Origin of the sequence: Rhizobium sp. TBD182 (genome assembly GCF_001950375.1) — a bacterium.
Lineage (GTDB): Bacteria > Pseudomonadota > Alphaproteobacteria > Rhizobiales > Rhizobiaceae > Agrobacterium > Agrobacterium tumefaciens.
Map to the genome: position 1 here is coordinate 203,461 of NZ_BDLN01000005.1, position 21,188 is coordinate 224,648.

Below are 21,188 nucleotides of genomic sequence, written 5' to 3' on the forward strand. Positions count from 1 at the left end.
ATCATGGAAACGCCGCGGGTCGTGCCTGCGGCGTTTTGCATTGTCTCACAAAAAGCTCAAAAGCCTCACGCCGCCAAGGCTTCGCGCACGCAATTGCGCCCATCCGTCTTGGCGCGGTAAAGGGCGCGGTCCGCCATTTTCGCCAGGGTCTGAAGATCGCAGCGCATATCTCCGCTGGTTGCGACGCCGATGCTTATCGTCACGCCGACACGCAAACCGCCGCAATCGACTTCGGTTATCGCAATCGCATCGCGAATGCGTTCTCCGATCATGCAAGCCTTTTGAACACCGGCACCCGGCAGGAAGATGATAAACTCCTCGCCACCGTACCGCGCCAGCACGTCACCACCGCGTATGCTGCCGCCGATACGCTTCGCGACTTCCTGAAGAACGCTGTCGCCGACGGCGTGGCCGAAGCGGTCGTTGATTGATTTGAAGTGGTCGATATCGAGCAGCATCGCCGCATCGTTGCGACCCGGCACCGCCGGCATGGCCTGAAAGAAAAAACGACGGTTCTTGACGCCCGTCAAAGGATCGGTGTTGGCGAGAACCAGCAATTTGCGCTCTGACCGCTCGGCTACCAGCATCATCACGAACAGCGCAATGGCGAAGTTCAACATGATGATCAAGAAAAACGCATTGACCAGATCGATGGCGGCGTATTGGGGCAAAAGCACGCTCTTTGCCACCGACAACGAAATCAGGCCGGAAATACCCGCAATCGCGCCCAGCGCGAAGCGGGACAGGAGTGGCTCCTTGCGCCACCGCGCAAAAAGCCCGCCCGCTCCCGCAAGATAGGCCACAGCCGCACAACCGTTGAACAGGGCCGCACGATAAGCGTTATTGTCAGCCACCTGCTGTGCAAGGACAATTGCCAGCAAGGCAATCAAACAGACAGCTGATACTGTCCCCCTGCTGGCAGCACGTCCATCGCTCACGATTTTCAGGCCAAGCCAGATCAGCGCATAACCCACGATACCGAAGACGATGCTGCCGAATTGCCACAAGGCCGGAGACATTATTCCCCATTCGCCGTACCCAGCGAGCGTGGAGCCGGCAGCCATGGCTGCGAAGCCTGCTGCAAGAGCTGTCGGGCCGTGCAAACCACGATTTGTGAGCTTCAGATATATAAAACTCAGCATTCCAACAATGTAAGAACACTTTTGCATCAGTATCACTGTTGCAAGATCTAGCTCGCCGAGCATCATACATCCACGCAATGAATAAATATAAATATCTGAATTATAGTATCAAGTATAAAATTTCAATAAAAATAACCAATAAACAAAAATTTAATCGTATCGATGAAGACAGCGATGATCATCCAATATAGCATAGCAACACACAAAACAGTCTATTAGAATAATCTTATAAAATCAATTTCATTCCTGAAATTCTGCATTTCCGCCACCTTCTGCTGCGAGTCGGGAAGGCGAAGAAGATAGGAAGGGTGCACCGTGACAAAAAGCGTCCGCTCCTCCTGCATCGGTATCGGGCGACCCCGAACCTCGGACACCTTTTCCTTTCCGCCTGTCAGCGCATAAAGCGCAGTTGCACCCATGGCAACGATAAGCTTCGGCCGTACCAGCTCGATTTCCTTGTTAAGCCACCAGCGGCATTGCTGCACCTCGCCCGCATCCGGCCGCTGGTGAATGCGCCGCTTGCCGCGGGCCTCGTATTTGAAGTGTTTGACGGCGTTGGTGACATAAAGCTTTTTGCGGTCAATACCGACTTCAACCAATGTCCGGTCGAACAACTGACCAGCGGGACCGACGAAAGGTTTTCCGGCAAGATCCTCGTGATCTCCCGGCTGCTCCCCGACGATCATCACTTTCGCATCTTCAGGTCCCATGCCGAACACTGTCTGCGTTGCCTTGCAATGCAGGGCGCAGCGCGTGCATTGGCCAGCCTCCCGCGCCAATGAAGCGAGCGTACCGTCCGGCGCCGGTGGCGGCTCTTCACGCGCCGAGGCCGCGGCCTGCAGGCGGTGATGGAATGGTTGCGGCTGGCTCGCAGCCTTTGCCGCCATCTCCAGCACCCGCGCCTCGGCACCAAGAACGAGACCTGGAATAAGCTCGGCTTCCGGCAAATTTTTCCAGTATTTCTTTGGCATCTCTGCCGTCATCGCTTTTATCTTCAGACGCGCCGGATTGAATATGTTGGCATAATAGGTTCGCCACAGCTCGTCCGTTTCATCCGTCAGCTCAGGCTTGGACGCGGCCTGCCGCGATGTCTCCAGCACGTTTCCGTCCCACCGCGCGGAGCCGTTCGGTGTCGCGATCAGCCAGTCCATATCCGTGAACCGCCGCTGGAAAAACGGGGCCGTGCGCTCGACGATGAAGTGATCCGGCTCGAACCATGCGACGAAGCGCCGCCGCCCGCCCTGCCCCTGCGGCAAGGATAATTCCTTGAAGCGAACAAAGGCCGTCATCTTGTGACAATCGCGGCGGACCGATTTTTCAAGCTGCCGGGCTTCGAAAACATCCGCATCGGACTTGAACTGCAACAGGGCGCGCTCCCGCTTCAGCCGCCACACCAACCGGTAAAGCAGTGCGAAACGACCCGGATCGCTATGACAGATAATCGCTTGCGCCAAAGTCACGAAGGAGGCTGGAACGGACACCTGCACGTCATCCGCACGGGCCGCCGGCAAAGGCTCTCCGGCAAAATCGAGAAGCCCGGCTTTCTCATCCCGCAACCGCCAGTCAATCGCCTCCGGCGGCACATTGGCGGCGAGAGCCGCGCGCGCCGCATCACGCCACTCGCCGAAATCGCCCCGCCCTTCCAGAACCGGGCCGTACATCACAGCAGCGATAATTGTTCGGGCTGCGGAGCAAACATCGCTCGCAAATCCGGCCGTTCAGTCAGCTTGCCCGGCGTCCAGCCCTCGGCAACGATGAAGGCCTTCACCTTTTTCAGGGAAACGCCGAAGCGGGCGATATCCTCCAGCCGCAACCGTCGAAACCGGCGTGAAGACAGGATCGAGGCGACCGTCTTGGTACCGAAGCCGGGCACGCGCAGCAATATTTCGCGATCCGCCACGTTCACGTCCACTGGAAAACGGTCGCGATTTTTCAGCGCCCAGGCAAGCTTCGGATCTATATCGAGATCGAGCATTCCGTTACCGCCGATCGCGGTTATTTCACCAATGTCGAACCCATAAAAACGATAAAGCCAGTCGGCCTGATAAAGCCTGTGTTCCCGCATCAAAGGCGGCTTGATGAGCGGCAGGTTCTTCGACGAATCCGGAATGGGGCTGAAAGCCGAATAATAGACGCGCCGCAAACCATAGCTGCCATAAAGCCGAGCGCTCGTGGACAGAATGGTGCTGTCATCAGCCCCATCCGCCCCAACGATCATCTGCGTGCTCTGTCCTGCAGGCGCAAAACGTTTGGTCTTTCGCGTCCTGACGGTCGGCTCCCCCGCCTCCTCGATCTTCAGGCGGATATCAGCCATCGAGCGGCGAATATTGGCGGGCTGCTTTTCCGGCGCAAAACGGCTGACGCCGCTATCAGTCGGCAATTCGATGTTGATCGACAGCCGGTCGGCGTAAAGCCCCGCTTCCTCAATAAGCTTTGGCGATGCTTCGGGAATGGATTTCAGATGGATGTAGCCGCGAAAGCCATGCGTGACGCGCAGTTCCCGCGCCACCCGCACCATCTCTTCCATCGTATGATCGGACGAGCGGATAATGCCGGAAGAGAGAAACAGCCCCTCGATATAGTTGCGCCGATAGAACTCCAGCGTCAGCCACACCACCTCCTCGGCAGTAAACCGCGCCCGCTCGACATTGCTCGAAGAACGATTGATGCAATAGGCGCAATCATAGATACAGAAATTGGTGAGCAGTATCTTCAGGAGCGAAATGCAGCGCCCGTCCGGCGCATAGGCATGGCATATGCCCGACCCCTCCGTGGAGCCAAGTCCGCCGGATGCAGCAGAGCTGCGTTTCGTCGTGCCGCTGGAGGCACAGGACGCATCGTATTTGGCCGCATCGGAAAGAATGGCCAGCCGTTGCCTGATTGACTTCTTCATGGTTATGTTCACTATATGTTCTATTGAAAAATGTCAATCTCATCTGTTAAAGCCCTGAACGAATGCAAGAAAATGCCCGTCTCAAATTTGCTGGCATTTCGTTGTCGTCTTCTGATATAGTCGGCTTAGTTATGATTTTGGCATGGTTCCGGAGTTCCCCTCCGGAACCTGTTTCTTTTTGTGTCTGCAAGTAAAGCGACAGGACTGCGAAGGATAAAAAAATGGTAGAAAAAGTACCGATGACGCACGGTGGATTCATCAAGCTGCAGGAGGAGCTGCGCTTTCGCCAGCAGGAGGAGCGTCCCCGTATCATCGAGGCAATTGCGGAGGCGCGCGCCCATGGCGACCTTTCGGAAAATGCCGAATACCACGCTGCCAAGGAAGCCCAGAGCCATAACGAAGGCCGCATCACTGAACTCGAAGACTTGACCGCACGCGCGGAAGTCATCGACCTGTCCAAGATGTCCGGTTCCAAGATCAAGTTCGGCGCTACCGTCAAGCTGATCGACGAGGATAGCGACGAGGAAAGAATCTATCAGATCGTTGGCGACCAGGAAGCCGATGTGAAGGCTGGACGCATTTCCATTTCCTCGCCCATCGCCCGCGCCCTCATCGGCAAGGAAGTCGGTGACAGCATCGAAGTCAATGCACCGGGCGGCGCCAAGGGTTACGAGATTCTCGCCGTACAGTGGGGCTGATCTGCCCTTTCATGCAATGCGCCCCTCGGGCGCATTGCATTGATATCCTGAACTGAACATCCTGCCTTAGCCGCAAAGACGGAAGCCCATCTTGTCCCACGCCAGTCTGAAAGATGTGCAGGTGCTTGCGCCGAACTTCAAGCGCAGGCTCTCCGGCGTTACCTCCACCATCGTGCAGCTTATTCCGGTACAAAACCGGCTGGGTCAGAAAATGGGCGTCATCGGCCCGGGCCTGCCGCAGCATCTGCCACATGTTCGCTTCCGTGATCTGTGGCGGCTCTGGCAAAACGGCCCGCTCAGCGGTCCGCGCATCTGGCACGCCCGCCGCAATCTCGAAATGTTGCCGGGCATTCTCATGCGTGACGTGCTGCGCATGAAGGTGAAGCTGATGTTCACCTCGGCGGCGCAAAGGCGACATTCCGCCTATACCCGCTTTCTGATTTCAAAAATGGATGCGGTCGTCGCGACAAGCGGCCGCTCAGGCTCGTTTCTGGAAGTACCACACAGCGTCGTCATGCATGGCGTCGATACCGAGCTGTTTCATCCCGCAACCGGCCCGGAGGATACGATCGCTTCGACCGGCCTGCCTGGGCAATTTCTCATCGGATGTTTCGGACGGGTGCGCCACCAGAAGGGAACAGACCTTTTCGTGCGCGCCATGATCGAACTTCTGCCCGACTATCCCGAATGGACAGCCGTCATCTCCGGCCGCGTGACCGCAGAGCACAAGGCCTTCGCCGACAAGCTCGTGGCCGATGTCGCAGCAGCCGGCCTTGCGGACCGCATCGCGTTTCAGGGCGAGGTGGACGACATCAAGCCCTGGTATCGGCGGCTAACCCTCTATGTCGCACCGTCACGCAACGAGGGCTTTGGCCTGACGCCACTGGAAGCCATGGCGTCCGAGACGGCTGTCGTTGCCAGCAATGCCGGCGCCTATGAGGAAATGATCGTCAAGGGCGAGACCGGCATGGTCGTTGAGGCCGGCGACTACGCGTCCCTGCGGGATGCCATTAAAACCTATCTTGCCGATCCTGCTCTCGCCAGGGACCATGCCCGTGCCGGACTTTCGCATGTGCGCACTGCATTTCCGCTGGAAAAAGAGGCGACAAGCCTCGGCACGATCTATGACGCGTTGCGGCGCGGGTAAGCGCCGGCGCAATCACTCAAAGGTCCGGCGATCAGATTTCCACCAGACCGACGCGCTTGACCTGACGGATGGTGAGCATGGTGCGCACGGTGTCGACGTTTTCGTCCGCTGTCAGAACCTCGATGACGAAATCCTGAAACTCGGTCAGGTTTCTGGCGATGCAATGCAGAAGGAAATCGCTTTCGCCGGATACCATCCAGGCCTGGCGCACCAGCGACCATCCGGCCGTCGCCGCTGCAAAGGCTTTCAGATTGCTGTCCGACTGGCGCTTGAGGCCGACCATGCAGAAGGCAACGAGATCGAAACCGAGCTTCGGCGCGTTCAACATGGCGTGATAACCCTCGATCACGTCGGCTTCTTCCAGCTTGCGGACGCGCCTGAGGCACGGCGGCGCGGAAATACCGACCCTTTCGGCCAGCTCCACGTTGGTCATGCGCCCGTCGCGCTGCAATTCGCGCAGAATTTTCAGATCGATGGCATCGAGTTCGACGCTGGTCACGGAGAGGTTCCTCGTTAAGCCGGAGAACTTCCTTGTACTACCAGGCGCAGGATTCGCAACAATATGCCGCCGGCCGGTCACAAAATTGCGCACGCATCCACAACTGCCTTGTTGGTAACGCAAGGCTGCCCTTGAATAAAGGCACTAGACAACCTTAAATACCGGGCAACGAAGGGGTTGCGGCCCGTCCACCGTGCTGCGGCTGGAATGTTCTGCCGCCGAAAGGCCCCGCTACTTTAAAAAGGATTGTTTCCATGTCTGCCCGCCATACCAAGGTATTGATCATTGGCTCTGGTCCCGCCGGTTATACCGCGGCGATCTACGCGGCCCGCGCAATGCTGAAACCCGTGCTGATTGCCGGCATGGAACAGGGTGGCCAGCTGATGATCACCACCGACGTCGAAAACTATCCGGGCTTTGCCGATCCGATCCAGGGCCCCTGGCTGATGGACCAGATGCTGAAGCAGGCGACGCATGTGGGTGCGGAAATCGTCAGCGACCTCGTGACCGAAGTCGAAACCAACACGCGCCCCTTCGTGGTCAAGACCGATTCCGGTCAGGTCTGGACCGCCGACACGCTGATCATCGCAACAGGCGCAAAGGCCAAGTGGCTCGGTATCGAGAGTGAGCAGCACTTTCAGGGCTTCGGCGTTTCCGCCTGCGCCACCTGCGACGGTTTCTTCTATCGCAACAAGGATGTGATCGTGGTCGGCGGCGGCAACTCTGCCGTGGAGGAAGCGCTCTATCTCGCCCATATCGCCAAGTCCGTAACCGTCGTGCACCGCCGCGACAGTTTCCGCTCGGAGAAAATCCTTCAGGAACGGCTCTTCGCCAAGGAAAACGTCAAGATCCTGTGGAACACGGAAATCGCCGAAATCACCGGCGCTCCCGCCAAGCCGCCAATGCCACCCTCTGTTTCGGGTGTGCGACTGCGTGACACCAAGACCGGTGTGATCAGCGATACGCCCATCGACGGCGTCTTCGTCGCCATCGGCCACGCGCCGGCCGTCGAACTGTTCAAGGGCAAGGTGAAGCTCAAGGACAATGGCTACATGTGGACCGCGCCCGATTCCACCGCTACCGACGTGGAAGGTATTTTCGCCGCCGGCGACGTTACCGACGACATATACCGTCAGGCCATCACCGCAGCCGGTATGGGCTGTATGGCCGCCCTCGAAGCAGAACGGTACCTCACCGCGCAGCAGCCGCTTGCGGTAGCAGCCGAATAACCGAAAGGCAGGATAGGCATGGCAATGCCATTGGACTGGGATAAACTGCGCATTTTTCATGCCGCAGCCGAAGCGGGGTCTTTTACCCACGCTGCCGACAAGCTGCATTTGTCCCAGTCGGCCATCAGCCGCCAGGTCAGCGCGCTGGAACAGGATGTTGGCGTGAAGCTGTTTCACCGCCACGCCAGAGGTCTTATCCTCACCGAGCAGGGCGAACTGCTGTATCGCACCGCCCATGACGTGTTGCTAAAGCTCGAAACCGTCAAGATGCAACTGACCGAAACGACGGAGAAGCCGAGCGGCAAGCTGCGCGTGACGACGACGGTTGGTCTCGGTCAGGGCTGGCTCACGGACAAGGTGCAGGAATTCCTGCAGCTCTATCCGGAAATGTCGATCCAGCTCATCCTCGACAATGAGGAACTGGATGTGAACATGCGCCACGCCGATTGCGCCATCCGCCTGCGCCAGCCGCAACAGTCCGACCTTATCCAGCGCAAGCTGTTCACGGTTCACATGCACGTCTATGCGGCGCCGTCCTACATCAACCGCCACGGCGAGCCGCAGTCGATCGAGGATCTGGACAACCACCGCATCATCTCCTTCGGCGAACCGGCACCCAACTATCTGCTTGATGTCAACTGGCTGGAAAATGCGGGACGCTCGTCGGACAACACCCGCATTCCGCATCTTCAGATCAACAGCCAGACCTCGATCAAGCGCGCCTGCCTGCTGGGAATAGGTATCGCCTGTTTGCCGGATTACATCGTCGGGCGCGATCCGGGATTGATTCAGTTGTCGCTTGCCGCCGATATTCCCTCGTTCGACACCTACTTCTGTTACCCGGACGAGATGAAAAACGCTGCAAAACTGAAAGCCTTCCGCGACTTCGTCGTTGCCAAGGCACGGAACTGGAACTTCTGACGTTTAAATAGGCCAGCGCCACAAAATATCATACTAATTCATGGAGTTGGCCTTCCCAAGATGGCGGCGCGCCAGACGCGCCGCGCTTCAGCTTTGCACATAAATTATACCGGAAATATCCAGACCTGCATCGCACGCATGTCTGACCTGCACAAAAAAGAGTTGTTTCGTGCACAAAAAAGCACCATATCGCTCTCAGTTGATGCACACGGTGGCTTTTCCTCCCAGTTCCACCGCATCAGCTGTTCCCCTCTGGAGGTTTTTGACCTTCACACTTAAAGGGCCCTGGATTTATCCGGCGGCCCTCTTTTTTTACCCGCAAGAATTTTCTCCAATTTGGCGAAATATCGCATGATGCAACCTTGTTTTGCATTCTTGCCACTCCCATATTTCAATCAGCTGTCACGCCTGCCTATGCACGCGACAGCTGTTCCCCTCTGGAGGTTTTAACCTTCAAACTCATTGGCCGCGGAGAAATCCGGCGGCCATTTTTTTGCGCGCTGTTCTCGGCCCGGGCGACAACCTCACAGAGACGTGAATTGTATATCGGAAACTATCGATATAAATATCGAACATGTCAGATATTAGAGAAACGCAGATGAACCCGGAGGAAATCCTCAAAGCCCTTTCACACCCCGCAAGGCTGAAGTTCCTCGAGTGGCTGAAGAGCCCTGAAAGTCACTTCTGTCAGGACCATCCGCTCAGCATGGGCGTATGCGCCAATCAGTTCCAGATCAGCGGCCTGTCGCAATCGACGGTCTCCTCACATCTGGCGGTTTTGCAGGCAGCTGGCCTGATAAGGTCAAAGAAAGTTGGGCAATGGGTGTTTTTCGAACGCAATGAGGAAACCATCGACGCCTTCCGCAATTATCTGCAAGCCAATCTTTGAGCCTCCCAAGCTTATAAGACCGGGGCGTCGGACCGGAAACTGCAAGGCGGTTTTCTCTCCGATGCCCATACATTAGGAAAGCGCGCCAGCCGCGCAATTTCGCCAACCGACCAGAAAGTGAAGTCGCATGACAAGTCTTTTCGAACCGGCACAGGCCGGCGATATCGCACTCGCCAACCGTATCGTCATGGCTCCCCTCACCCGCAACCGCTCGCCGGGGGCAATTCCCAATAATCTCAACGCCACCTATTACGAGCAGCGCGCAACAGCCGGTCTGATCGTGACCGAAGGCACGCCGATTTCCCAGCAAGGTCAGGGTTACGCGGATGTTCCGGGCCTCTATAAGAAGGAAGCGGTTGAGGGATGGAAAAAGATCACGGATGGCGTGCATGTCGCCGGCGGCAAGATCGTCGCGCAGATTTGGCACGTGGGACGCATTTCCCACACCTCGCTCCAGCCGCATGGCGGACAGCCGGTCGCCCCTTCCGCGATTATCGCCAAGTCCAAGACCTATATCATCAATGATGACGGCACCGGCGCGTTTGCGGAAACCTCCGAGCCACGCGCACTGACCATCGACGATATCGGTCTTATCCTTGAAGATTACCGGACCGGCGCGCGCGCCGCACTTGAGGCCGGTTTCGACGGTGTCGAAATCCATGCCGCCAACGGTTATCTGATCGAGCAGTTCCTGAAGTCCAGCACCAACCAGCGCACCGACGAATATGGCGGCTCGATCGAAAACCGCGCCCGCTTCCTCCTCGAAGTCGTCGATGCGGTTGCGGAAGAGATTGGCGCAGGCCGCACCGGCATTCGCCTGTCCCCCGTCACGCCCGCCAACGACATTTTCGAGGCCGACCCGCAGCCGCTCTATAATTACGTTGCGGAAGAACTCGGCAAACGCAATCTCGCCTTCATCCATGTTGTTGAAGGTGCGACCGGTGGTCCGCGCGACTTCAAGCAGGGCGACAAGCCCTTCGATTACGCAACCTTCAAGGCCGCCTATCGCAGTGCGGGCGGCAAGGGCCTGTGGATCGCCAACAATGGCTACGACCGTGAGAGCGCCATCGAGGCGGTGGAAAGCGGCAAGGTTGATGCCGTGGCCTTTGGCAAGGCCTTCATCGCCAACCCGGATCTGGTGCGCCGCCTCAAGGACAACGCGCCGCTGAACGAGCCGAACCAGCCGACCTTCTATGGTGGCGGGGCTGAAGGCTATACCGACTACCCTGCTCTTGGCTGATCAGTGCTAAACTTGAAACGCCGCACCGCTCCACAGCGGTGCGGCGTTTTGCCGTTTCAGGAAAGGCCTCGCGCCTTCCGCGCAGCAAAGTCTGAAAATGCGCCCATTACGAAGGCGTTGGCCACATGCAGCGCCTGCAGAAAGCCACTGCCCGTTTCCCGACCGATGCTCATCAACGCCACCTGAAGGCAGTAGAGAGCGAGCAGCACGAGCGCGCGCCCAAGGTTTGGCCGGAGGTCATCATGACGAAGGGCGAGCACGACCAGAGATACAATGGGAACGGCGATCAGCATGCCAAGCCCTTTGTGAACCACAAGCAGCGATCCGTCATAATAGATCGACAGCCCGGCCAGCAGCACCTGCGCGAAAATCAACACCGGCACGCCTGCCGAAATCACGGCGAACATACGGCGCCGCCGGGAAAATCCATTAGCCACTGTAACCATCACACCCTACCCCCGGCATCGGTCGCATGATGAAGGCCCGCCGGTTGCTGCACCTCGGCGAGACACCCAAGGCTCGCCAGTGTTTCCGATACTGCCGCATCGATCGGCGTTCGCGGTTCCGCGCCGAGGAATTCCACAAGCTTGCGGTTGCTCATCCGGATCGGCATCTGCCACAGATATTTCATTTCCATGACTTCGCGGAACAGGGGAACGAACGGTGCAGCCAGCCCGACGGCTAACCACGAAAGCCGCCGCATCTTGACCGGATGGCCGACGGCCCGCTCGATTGCCCCAACCAGTTGCAGCCCGTCGAAATCCCAGACACCCTCCATGTGGTAGACGGCAAACGTCTGAAGCTCGTCCGAGCGATCGAGCAGCCGTCCGATTATCTCCGCAACATCCGGCAGATAGGCCCATTGATGCCCGGCATTCGGTACTGCTGGATTCTGAACGCTGCGAACCGGCTTGCCCGGTCGCACCAGCATCTGCGAAAACCAGTTGTTCTTCGCGTCAGGACCAAAGAAATCACCGGTGCGGACGATCAGGACCGGCACGCCGCGCATCGACGCCATTTTCAAACGCCGCTCCATTTCAACGCGCAAGCCGCCCTTGCGGGTGAAAGGCTTTTGCGGACTGTCCTCCGTCAGAAGCGGAAAGGCATCCGGGCCAAAATTATAGATGCTGCCTGGAAACACGATCCTTGCCCCGCAGGCCTCGGCAGCGGCAATGGTATTGTCGAGCATCGGCAGCACTTGGCTGTCCCAGTTGCGATATCCCGGAGGATTGACCGCATGGACGATGAGCCCGGCGCCTTTTGCCGCCTTCACCACATCCTCCCGGTTCATGGCATCGCCAATCACGCGCTCGATGCCATCGACGGCATCAACTGGTGCCGATCGGCGAGTCATCGCCCGCACCCGCCAGCCGCGCTGCAACAACATCTTCGAGACATGGCTGCCGACGCCACCATTCGCCCCAACAATCAGCGCCAGAGGCCGGTTATTCTCTGCTGTATTTGCGTGGATTTCATATATCATTGCCGTTACTCCTTCTTCTGGGCTGGAGTATCGGGCCATCAGGCGATATACGAAATTGTCCAAAAGAGTGGAGCCGCTATACAAAATCTTATAATCAGAAGCCGCGATGTCAGCTGGGATTTTTACCGCACCTTCCTCAGCGTGCTGCGCGACGGCTCGCTTTCCGCCGCCGCCCGCGAACTCGGCATTACCCAACCGACAGCTGGGCGCCATATCGGAGCGCTGGAAGAGGCCATCGGCTTTCCGCTGTTCATCCGCTCGCCGCACGGGCTGATGCCGACGGAAGCGGCGCTGGCGCTCCGGCCCTATGCGGAAAATCTGGCGGCGACGGCTGCGGCTCTTATGCGGGCGGCCTCCGGCGAGGTCGGCAAGATCGAAGGAACCGTGCGTATCAGCGCATCGGACATCATCGGCGTTGAAATGCTGCCGCCGATCATCGCTGCCATGCAGGAGATTCACCCCCGGCTTGAAATAGAACTTTCACTCTCCGACACGCTGGAAGACCTTTTGCGGCGCGAGGCTGATATCGCCATCCGCATGACCGAACCGCAGCAGGATGCCATCGTCATGCGCTATATCGGCAATTTCCGTCTGGGATTTCATGCCACACGCGACTATCTGGCAAGAGCCGGCACCCCGAAAAACATGGAAGAACTGAACAACCACCGTATGATCGGTTTCGACCGCAAGACGCCTTTCATCAGGGCGGCGATCCAGCGCATGCGCTCGCTCGATCCGGAAATACCCGATATCGAAGAAATTTCCTTCGAAATTCGCGCCGACAGCAACCTCGCCCAGCTTGCCATGATCCGCGCCAGCGCAGGCATCGGCGTCTGTCAGATCGGCCTGGCGCGCAAGGATCCGCGGCTTGTCCAGGTCCTTCCGAAAACCGACATCCCGCTGCACGCATGGGTCGCGATGCATGAAAATCTCAAGACCTCGCCGCGATGCCGTGCCGTGTTCAGCGCCCTTGTCGACGGCCTGAAGGCCCACCTGAAGGAAACCGATCCGGGCGCCCCGCCGCAACGACGCTAGCGCCATTACAGCATCGATGCCGCACGGCCTTGCGCCCGCAAATCCGCAAGACAGACCGGCGACGCATGGATGGTGATGCTGTTCTCACCGGAAATGTTGACGCACTCCATCAAAACGGTCTGGCCGGCGGTGAAATCTTGTCGACCACTTCCGCCTCCGGCCGGTCGCCGCCCTGGCTGTATTCCTCATGCCACTGGCCGCGTTCGTCCTGATAGCTGATTTCCTCGTCATCGCCGCCCACCTGCTGTTCGGCAGCAACGATGCGCGCGGCCTCGACCGCATCGGCATAGGTAGGAAATGTTTCGGAATAAGCGCCGTTCATGCGGTAGGCGAAGCCACCGTCATGTTCCACGACTTCATATACCACTTTTGTCATGCATGTTCCTCCTGTTTCAGTAGGCGACATGGCAACCACAACCGCGCTTCAAGCATTGCACCCAACGGGGGACAACACGGCATGAGCAGCATGTCCTTGACTGTACCACTATCCTACCAAAAGCACTCAAGCGCAAATCCTGCTTGATCTTAACGACGATACGTCACAGCCTCACACTCTCAGGGGAAGGGAAATCGATGGCGGGTTCTATTCTAAAGCAGGAGCGCATGTTGCTGCTGGCAATGCCGGTGGCAGTTGTCGCCTATATGGCCGAACATGCGATATTCGAGGCCGGCAAAACGGCGTCGCTGATTGCCGCGATCGCCCTGATCGGGATGATCGTTCTGGTGTCGATGCGGGTTGCCCACCACGCCGAAATCCTCGCCGCCAAGGTCGGCGACCCCTATGGCACGATGATCCTGACGCTGTCTGCCGTGGCGGTGGAAGTGTTGATCCTTGCCATCATCATGAGCGAATCCAATTCGCCGACGCTCGTGCGTGACACGATCTATTCCGCCGTGATGATCGACATCAACGGCATTCTGGGACTGGCCGCCCTGCTGGGAGGCCTTCGCCACGGCGAGCAGCCCTACAATGACGACTCAGGCAAGACCTACGGCGTCATGATCCTGACTGCCATGGGCATCTCGATGATCGTGCCGGAATTCATCCCCAAGGAAAGCTGGCACGTCTATTCGGCCTTCACCATCGTCGCAATGATCGCGCTTTATGCGCTGTTCCTGAAAATGCAGGTTGGTCCGCACAGCTATTTCTTCAGCTACGCCTATCCCCGCAAGGCTCATCCCAGCGGTCATCCATCCGGCGATCACACGGAGGACGAGGATGAGGGCAGCGTGTCCCTCTCCATCGGTCTCATCATCGCGGGCGTCGTACTGATCGGCGTGCTGGCGGAATTCATGGCGGCCTTCCTAAGCCAGAGCCTCGAGGGCACAAGCGCGCCACCGGCACTGATGGCCGTCGTGGTCGCGACGATCTCAGCATCACCGGAAATCCTGACCGCGCTCAGGTCCGCATTGCGCAACCGCATGCAGGCCGTGGTCAATATCGCCATGGGCGCATCGCTTTCGACGGTCATCCTCACCGTGCCTGTGATGGAGGGCATCGCACTCTACACCGGTCAGCCGTTCATCATGGCGATGACGCCGGTTCAGACGGTCATGGTCTTCATCACCCTCATTGCTGCCGCCATCAACCTCAATGACGGTGAAACCAACGCGATCGAGGGAATGACGCATTTCATCCTCTTCGCCACCTTCATCATGCTGTTGTTTCTCGGGCTTTAGCCGCAACAAAAAAAGCCCGGCATCGCTGCCGGGCTTTGTTATTCAATATCCTAGACCGATCAGCGGCAATCGGCGCAGAAGCGCTGGATGCGCTTGCAGGCCTCTTCCAGCAGTGCTTCCGACGTGGCGTAGGAAATGCGGAAGTTCGGGCCGAGGCCGAACGCCGATCCTTGCACGACGGCAACACCTTCGGCTTCCAGAAGCTCGGAGACGAAATCCACATCCGACTCGATGACCTTGCCGGACGGCGCGGTCTTGCCGATCATGCCGGCGCAGGACGGATAGACGTAGAATGCGCCTTCCGGAGCCGGGCAATTGATGCCTTTCGCCTGGTTGAGCATGGAGACGACGAGATCGCGGCGGCCTTCAAAAATCTTCTTGTTGGCCGGAATGAAATCCTGCGTGCCGTTCAGCGCTTCGACAGCCGCCCACTGAGCAATCGAGCTGGCGCCCGAGGTCTGCTGGCCCTGGATCATATCCATGGCCTTGATGAGCGGCAGCGGGCCGGCTGCATAGCCGATACGCCAGCCGGTCATGGCATAGGCCTTGGAGACGCCGTTCATCGTAAGCGTGCGGTCATAGAGCGAAGGCTCCACCTCAACCGGCGTGACGAATTTGAAGTCGCCATAGGTCAGGTGTTCGTACATGTCATCAGTCAGCACCCAGACGTGCGGATGCTTGACCAGCACGTCCGTCAATGCCTTCAGCTCGTCATGCGAATAGGCAGCGCCCGAAGGGTTGGACGGCGAGTTGAAAACGAACCACTTGGTCTTCGTCGTGATCGCCTTTTCCAGCGCTTCCGGCTTCAGCTTGAAATTGTCTTCGAGCGTCGTGTCGACGAAGACAGGCGTACCGCCGCAGATAGCCACCATTTCGGGATAGCTGACCCAGTAAGGTGCAGGAATGACGACTTCGTCACCCGGGTTGAGGGTGGCCATGAAGGCGTTGAAAAGGATCTGCTTGCCACCGGTGCCGACGATGGTCTGCTCCGGCTTGTAGTCCAGACCGTTTTCGCGCTTGAACTTGTCGGCAATCGCCTTGCGCAGTTCAGGAATACCTGAAACGGGCGTGTATTTCGTTTCGCCGCGCTTGATGGCGTCAATGGCGGCTTCCTTGATGTTTTCGGGCGTATCGAAATCCGGCTCGCCGGCGCCAAGGCTGATCACATCGCGGCCCTTCGCTTTAAGCTCACGGGCTTTCTGGGTAACAGCGATGGTGGCGGATGGCTTTACGCGGGAGAGAATGTCGGCAAGGAAGGCCATTTTTAATCGGTCCTGTTGTGGTTGACATCGGCAGAGGCGGAAAATCCTGTCTTCTGCGGCATTTTCTATGTCGAAAGACAGGCGCTCTTTCAAGGTCAAAAGCAGCATATGTGACACGGGGAAGAATTTAAACCTTCCTTAACCCGGAAGTAACGCTTGATGCGCTATATTCTCCGGCTAGAGGTCGTGTCTCTGTAGCTGGTTGAAAAATGGCGCCCAAAAGCATCTTTTCCAGTCTTGTCCGCGAGGTCGATGGCACATGGTCCACGGCCTATGGCACCTTCAACTTGAAATCCGCCCTGCAGCCCATCTTTCGCCGAACGATGAACGGCGCTCTCGACATCGATTCCTTCGAGGGCCTGGTGCGTCCCCATCGCAACGGCGAACCTGTGACACCCGGTGAATTCTTCTCGCTGGTGGCGCCAGAAGATATAGAGAATATCGACAGTATTCTGCGCACGATCCACATTCTCAATACCGGCAGGCTCAATCGTTCGCGCGCCCGCGTTTTCGTCAACTTCCATCCGGGCCTGTTCCAGACCCCGGCCAAGATGCGTCAGGAAGTGGAGCGCATGCGCCTTACCGCCCACGAGGCCGGCATGACGGCAGACCGCATCGTCTGCGAAATCTCCGAGAAAAAAGTCTCCGATACGCAGATGGTCGCCGACTTCGCCTATCATATGCACGACATCGGTTTTCGCGTGGCGCTGGACGATTATGGCGCGGGCGATTCCGACATTGACCGGGTGAAACTCATCAAGCCGGACTATGTGAAATTCGAGGCAGGCTGGGTGCGTGATTTCATGCAGAATTCGGCAGGGGCCGCCCTTCTGCGCGTCATCGTCAGCCAGTTTCGCGACGATGGGATAGAGCCGGTGTTCGAAGGACTGGAAACCGGCAGGCAGGTGGATATCTGCGAGGACCTCGGCGTCCTGCTGATGCAGGGATACGTGTTGGCAAAACCCGAACTAGCGCCGACGAGTTTCGACGCTCGCTTTCCCGAACTCGGCAGCGGATATTTTTCACCCTCGCCAAGGTCGGACAGAAGCGCTGCGACACCGGCATTCCCGCGTGAAGACCGCCCAGCCGAGCCGCATACCCTGCGCCAGACCAGAACCTTCGGAAAACGCGGCCTTTGAGGCGGTTGACAGCGAAATTGTCCCGAAATCGGCTTTGCCACGATATTGCCACAATAAATACTGCGGAACGCCTGAATTCGGTCTCCAAGCCGTCCATTTCGAAGCCTCTTTTATCCTTTGAGAACAGGGACAAGAGGCGATCGCCATGTTTACCAACGACAGGACATCAGTTGAACGGTTAAGGGCGCAGAGAACGCTGTTTTCCCTCTGGATGGCCATTGCCGCCTTTCTTGTCGTCGTCACCATGGCCGCCGGGATCGCAACCTCGGCCAATGCAGCCCCTCAGGCAGTCGACACCCTGCAGACATCCTCTATTCCGCAGGTGACGGCAACCGCGCGGGCAGGCGGCCACCTGTTGCTGGTTATCTTCTCCGCCGCAGCCTTCATAAGCCTCGGCATAGGCGGCCTCGCGCTCACCCGGCGAAGCCTGAAGGACGAGGCCCGCCGCCACAAGTAAGCCGCCCTCTCCTCGACTTGCGGCATCGGCGTGTTGCTGCTAAAGCACAGGGGAAGTCGTCAGAACGACGTTTCAAAAATCCCCGAAATGCCAAGGCCGCGACGGAATGATCTTCGGGCCCCTGCTGTGCTGGTGCCATTAATGACGCGTATTCAGGCCAACATGCTGCTTCTGCTCGCCGCGGCGATCTGGGGAGGCGGTTTCGTCGCACAATCATCCGCCATGACCTCGATCGGGCCATTTTGGTTCGTCGGTTTACGCTTCGCCATTGCCGCCATCGCCGTGCTGCCATTCGCCCTGATGGAAAACCGCTCGAAAAAATCGCCGCCACGTCGCAGGGAAATTGGCGGCTTCATCCTTGTGGGCCTCGCCCTGTTCGGCGGCGCGACGACGCAGCAGGTCGGGCTTTTGACTACAACCGTCACCAATTCCAGCTTCCTGACGGGACTTTACGTCATCTTCGTGCCCGTGATCGCCGTCGTTCTTTACCGGCGCCATCCCCACTGGATCGTCTGGCCCGGCGCCCTGATGATGCTGGGCGGAATATTCCTGCTCTCGGGCGGCGCACTCGAGACGCTGACGCAGGGCGATATTCTCAGCATCATCTGCGCCTTCTTCTGGGCAATCCAGATTACGCTTGCAGGTCGTTTCGTTTCCGAAAGCGGACGGCCGCTTGCGCTCTCATGCACTCAGTTTGCGATTTGCTCTCTCTTGAGTTGCATGATCGGCCTTGCGGTAGAACCCATCAGCATGGCGTCCATAGAAGGGTCGCTGGCGGAAATTCTATACGTCGGCCTCGTATCCTCCGGCCTCGCCTTCGTTTTGCAGGTCGTCGCCCAGCGGTATACGACCGCGCCGCAGGCTGCGATATTTCTGTCTTCAGAGGCGCTTTTCGGTGCCTTGCTGGCGTCGATTTTCCTGAAGGAAACCATTTCCAACGCCGGTTACATCGGCTGCGTGATCATTTTCGCCGCTATATTGATCGTCGAACTGGTGCCGGAACTGACGCGTAAACGGCAAAAAACCGTCGTTGGAACGGCCTGAAGCAGAAAGAACTGATTTTTCTGTTTCGAGGAAAAATCGTACCGCCGCATTCAAAATTTTGCCCGGAAACCGAAGGCAACCGGCAATTATTTCATCAATTATCAAATATGCGGAAAAAATGTGCGACTACGCGCAGGAATTCTACCGCAGGTTTTTATCCGACAAAAAGCCCGTGAAAACTTTTGCTTGCCAATTTTCCATAAACGCAGCAATCTACTGCGGTTCGGGCAATTTGCGAGCATGGGAAGGCCTATAAATTTGCGCACTGGGGACGCTATAAACCTCGGGCGGTGGGACGAAAAACGTTGGATGAGAACGCCATTACTTCCCGCTGTGAAGGTCCTTTTTCTCAATAGTCAAGAGCTGCCTGCCAACGCCCTCGCGGGGCAAAACTGTAATGCTGCCTGTAGCTGAACGCGGGCAGAGCGAAAAGGACCTGATGCATGGCCGAAACTGGCACCGTAAAATTCTTCAACACAGACAAAGGCTTCGGCTTCATCAAGCCAGACAATGGTGGCGCTGATATCTTTGTTCATATCTCTGCCGTACAGGCTTCCGGCCTGTCCGGACTTTCAGAAAATCAGAAAGTGAGCTTCGACACGGAACCGGATCGTCGCGGCAAGGGCCCGAAGGCAGTCAATCTGCAGATTGCTGGCTAACCCTAAAACGGCTTTCATTTCTAGTTGAAGCCCGGCAGGAATGCCGGGTTTTTTTATGCCCAATCCGGAGGCGTCAATACGCGCCCGGAAACTCAGATCCCCTTGAGATAGGGGTTGGTGCGCCGCTCCTCGCCAAGCCGCCCGCCGGGGCCATGGCCGCAGATAAATCCGACATCATCACCCAGCGGCAGCAGCTTGTCGCGAATGGACGCCATCAATTGCTCGTGGTTTCCGCCCGGCAGGTCGGTACGCCCCACCGACCCCGCAAACAGCACATCGCCGACATGGGCGAATTGCTGGTCGCGATTATAATAGATGACGTGACCTGGAGCGTGCCCCGGGCAATGGTAGACTTCAAAGACATGATCCCCGAACGATACCGTGTCGCCCTCATTCAGCCACCTGTCCGGCAAAACGTTCTGAAGACCGCTGATGCCGTATTTCTCGGCCTGGGTCTCGATCCTCTCGAGCAGCGGCCGATCGTCCTCATGCGGGCCGATCACCGGCAGGGAAAGCTTCTCGCGCAGTTCCTTGGCGCCGCCGGCATGGTCGAGATGGCCGTGCGTCAGCCAGATTTCCTTGAGCGCGATGCCGTTTTCGGAAACGACCTGAAGAATGACATCCACATCCCCACCGGGATCGACGACAACGCCTTCCTTCGTATCCTCATCGAAGAGAATGGTGCAGTTCTGCTCGAACGGCGTGACCGGAATAATGCCCGCCTGCAACTTTCCCATATCCCGTGTCTCCCTGTCTGACAAATCCCGCCTCCTATAACCTGCGGCCGGTTCCGGCACAATGGCGGAGGCAAAAGCAACGGTTTCCGGTGACCTTGCCACCCCCAAAAACTATGAGTTAATTCAATTAGATATCGGAAATGTTCCCGCTCGAGACGGGAGGTATCTGTGAAAAATGTGGAACGCCCTGAAGGCTGCGACGTTGTAGGTCCAGTCTTAAAAGGAGTGAGACACATGGACAAGACGCTTAAAATGCTCATGGCTGGCGGCGCTTTCGCCCTGATGGCCGGTTACGCAAACGCCGCCATGGTCGCCACAACAGCATCGGACGTTTCCGTTCGTTCGGGCCCAGGCGAGGATTATCCCGAGCTTGGCCTTGCCACCCGTGGCAGCAATGCGGTTCTTGATGGTTGCATGGACGGAAGCAGCTGGTGCCGCATCGAAGTCAACGGCCTGCGCGGCTGGGCACATGCGGATTATCTGAATGTCATGTATGAGGGCTCTCCCGTCATTCTCGAACAGCGCCGCTCCGATATCAGCGTGCCGGTCGTGACTTACGAGAAGACCTCGAGCGTACAGGCAGAACCCAACCCCGGCGATCCGAACCTTGGCCGCGTCGGTGAAGTCAATCCGCCCGAAACAGTCATCTCCTATATTGACGAGCACCCTGCGGACACTGTCACCTTTGATGGCGAGGTAGCGGTCGGCAGCACCCTTCCCTCCGATACCCGGCTCGTGGAAATCCCTGATTACCAGTATCGCTACGTTCAGGTGAACGACGTGCCTGTTCTGGTGGAGCCATCGACGCGCCGGATTGTCTACGTCTACCAGTAGACGCGAACTCGATACCGGCAGCATGAAACCAATGAAGAGCGCGGGCTTTCCGCGCTCTTTTCTATTTCCGGTAAAGGCCAGTCAGGATTCCAGTTGCACCGGCACCCGCAGCATATTATCCACCGCAACAGAAAATGATCGCGGCATCCTCCCGAGCGGACGCATTTTCGGCTATGTTTACAGAATATTGGCGCATCGAC

22 protein-coding genes are annotated in these 21,188 nt (G+C 57.8%); 13 read left to right on the forward strand and 9 right to left on the reverse strand.

Translation table 11 applies throughout. The annotated features are described in order from the left end of the window. Positions 1-65 precede the first annotated feature (65 nt). From T18_RS16880 to T18_RS16890, 3 genes are all read right to left on the reverse strand, one after another. Positions 66-1,205, reverse strand: a complete 1,140-nt coding sequence (locus T18_RS16880) for a GGDEF domain-containing protein (protein WP_038492897.1) — start codon at positions 1,203-1,205, stop codon at positions 66-68. Positions 1,206-1,357: 152 nt separating this feature from the next. Continuing rightward, the gene (locus tag T18_RS16885; protein WP_038491727.1) at positions 1,358-2,803 is read right to left on the reverse strand and encodes a UdgX family uracil-DNA binding protein; all 1,446 of its coding nucleotides are present in this window, start codon (positions 2,801-2,803) and stop codon (positions 1,358-1,360) included. Next, entirely contained in the window at positions 2,803-4,035 is a 1,233-nt protein-coding gene (locus tag T18_RS16890) for a putative DNA modification/repair radical SAM protein (RefSeq protein WP_013636565.1), read from the reverse strand. The genes T18_RS16885 and T18_RS16890 overlap by 1 nt, the downstream gene beginning before the upstream one ends. Before the next feature lie 221 nt (positions 4,036-4,256). Between T18_RS16890 and greA the strand changes: the two genes are divergently transcribed. Both greA and T18_RS16900 read left to right on the forward strand, forming a co-directional pair. After that, the gene (greA, locus tag T18_RS16895) at positions 4,257-4,733 is read left to right on the forward strand and encodes a transcription elongation factor GreA (RefSeq protein WP_003513396.1); all 477 of its coding nucleotides are present in this window, start codon (positions 4,257-4,259) and stop codon (positions 4,731-4,733) included. 91 nt (positions 4,734-4,824) lie between these two features. Beyond that, positions 4,825-5,880, forward strand: a complete 1,056-nt coding sequence (locus tag T18_RS16900) for a glycosyltransferase family 4 protein (protein WP_038491730.1) — start codon at positions 4,825-4,827, stop codon at positions 5,878-5,880. Positions 5,881-5,911: 31 nt separating this feature from the next. Here T18_RS16900 and T18_RS16905 read toward each other — a convergent pair whose 3' ends face one another. Next, on the reverse strand, positions 5,912-6,379 hold the full coding sequence (locus T18_RS16905; RefSeq protein WP_003513401.1) for an Lrp/AsnC family transcriptional regulator: 468 nt from the start codon (positions 6,377-6,379) through the stop codon (positions 5,912-5,914). A 254-nt stretch (positions 6,380-6,633) separates the two neighbouring features. Between T18_RS16905 and trxB the strand changes: the two genes are divergently transcribed. From trxB to T18_RS16925, 4 genes are all read left to right on the forward strand, one after another. After that, entirely contained in the window at positions 6,634-7,608 is a 975-nt protein-coding gene (gene trxB / locus T18_RS16910) for a thioredoxin-disulfide reductase (RefSeq protein ID WP_003513403.1), read from the forward strand. Positions 7,609-7,632: 24 nt separating this feature from the next. Next, on the forward strand, positions 7,633-8,529 hold the full coding sequence (locus T18_RS16915) for a LysR family transcriptional regulator VtlR (protein ID WP_003513405.1): 897 nt from the start codon (positions 7,633-7,635) through the stop codon (positions 8,527-8,529). Between the two features lie 598 nt (positions 8,530-9,127). Further along, complete coding sequence (locus T18_RS16920) at positions 9,128-9,418, forward strand: ArsR/SmtB family transcription factor (RefSeq protein ID WP_003513408.1); 291 nt, start codon at positions 9,128-9,130, stop codon at positions 9,416-9,418. Between the two features lie 127 nt (positions 9,419-9,545). Continuing rightward, positions 9,546-10,658 carry an alkene reductase gene (locus tag T18_RS16925; RefSeq protein WP_038491733.1) on the forward strand — a complete coding sequence of 371 codons (1,113 nt, stop codon included), beginning with the start codon at positions 9,546-9,548 and terminating at the stop codon, positions 10,656-10,658. A gap of 56 nt (positions 10,659-10,714) precedes the next feature. Here the strand turns inward: T18_RS16925 and T18_RS16930 are convergent, their stop codons facing one another. After that, positions 10,715-11,104 carry a DUF6220 domain-containing protein gene (locus tag T18_RS16930; RefSeq protein ID WP_038491736.1) on the reverse strand — a complete coding sequence of 130 codons (390 nt, stop codon included), beginning with the start codon at positions 11,102-11,104 and terminating at the stop codon, positions 10,715-10,717. Beyond that, positions 11,104-12,141 carry an NAD-dependent epimerase/dehydratase family protein gene (locus T18_RS16935; protein WP_038491739.1) on the reverse strand — a complete coding sequence of 346 codons (1,038 nt, stop codon included), beginning with the start codon at positions 12,139-12,141 and terminating at the stop codon, positions 11,104-11,106. Before T18_RS16935 ends, T18_RS16930 begins: the two co-directional genes overlap by 1 nt. A gap of 90 nt (positions 12,142-12,231) precedes the next feature. On the opposite strand from T18_RS16935, the gene T18_RS16940 reads away from it, so the two are divergent. Then, positions 12,232-13,176, forward strand: coding sequence for a LysR family transcriptional regulator (locus T18_RS16940; protein ID WP_035251909.1), 945 nt, complete (start codon positions 12,232-12,234; stop codon positions 13,174-13,176). 109 nt (positions 13,177-13,285) lie between these two features. On the opposite strand, the gene T18_RS16945 is transcribed toward T18_RS16940, so the two are convergent. Next, positions 13,286-13,552, reverse strand: coding sequence for a DUF2188 domain-containing protein (locus T18_RS16945; RefSeq protein WP_003513427.1), 267 nt, complete (start codon positions 13,550-13,552; stop codon positions 13,286-13,288). Positions 13,553-13,749: 197 nt separating this feature from the next. Between T18_RS16945 and T18_RS16950 the strand changes: the two genes are divergently transcribed. Next, positions 13,750-14,856, forward strand: a complete 1,107-nt coding sequence (locus T18_RS16950; RefSeq protein ID WP_038491742.1) for a calcium:proton antiporter — start codon at positions 13,750-13,752, stop codon at positions 14,854-14,856. Between the two features lie 59 nt (positions 14,857-14,915). On the opposite strand, the gene T18_RS16955 is transcribed toward T18_RS16950, so the two are convergent. Next, the gene (locus T18_RS16955; RefSeq protein ID WP_038492900.1) at positions 14,916-16,118 is read right to left on the reverse strand and encodes a pyridoxal phosphate-dependent aminotransferase; all 1,203 of its coding nucleotides are present in this window, start codon (positions 16,116-16,118) and stop codon (positions 14,916-14,918) included. A gap of 209 nt (positions 16,119-16,327) precedes the next feature. Between T18_RS16955 and T18_RS16960 the strand changes: the two genes are divergently transcribed. From T18_RS16960 to T18_RS16975, 4 genes are all read left to right on the forward strand, one after another. Further along, positions 16,328-17,257, forward strand: coding sequence for an EAL domain-containing protein (locus tag T18_RS16960; protein WP_038491745.1), 930 nt, complete (start codon positions 16,328-16,330; stop codon positions 17,255-17,257). Between the two features lie 145 nt (positions 17,258-17,402). Then, positions 17,403-17,714 carry a hypothetical protein gene (locus T18_RS16965; protein WP_075807739.1) on the forward strand — a complete coding sequence of 104 codons (312 nt, stop codon included), beginning with the start codon at positions 17,403-17,405 and terminating at the stop codon, positions 17,712-17,714. Positions 17,715-17,855: 141 nt separating this feature from the next. Next, positions 17,856-18,758 carry a DMT family transporter gene (locus tag T18_RS16970; protein ID WP_038491748.1) on the forward strand — a complete coding sequence of 301 codons (903 nt, stop codon included), beginning with the start codon at positions 17,856-17,858 and terminating at the stop codon, positions 18,756-18,758. A 443-nt stretch (positions 18,759-19,201) separates the two neighbouring features. Then, positions 19,202-19,417, forward strand: coding sequence for a cold-shock protein (locus T18_RS16975; RefSeq protein ID WP_003494703.1), 216 nt, complete (start codon positions 19,202-19,204; stop codon positions 19,415-19,417). 92 nt (positions 19,418-19,509) lie between these two features. Here T18_RS16975 and T18_RS16980 read toward each other — a convergent pair whose 3' ends face one another. After that, positions 19,510-20,154, reverse strand: coding sequence for an MBL fold metallo-hydrolase (locus T18_RS16980; protein ID WP_025594124.1), 645 nt, complete (start codon positions 20,152-20,154; stop codon positions 19,510-19,512). 234 nt (positions 20,155-20,388) lie between these two features. Between T18_RS16980 and T18_RS16985 the strand changes: the two genes are divergently transcribed. Beyond that, entirely contained in the window at positions 20,389-20,988 is a 600-nt protein-coding gene (locus T18_RS16985; RefSeq protein WP_003513439.1) for a DUF1236 domain-containing protein, read from the forward strand. Positions 20,989-21,188 lie beyond the last annotated feature (200 nt).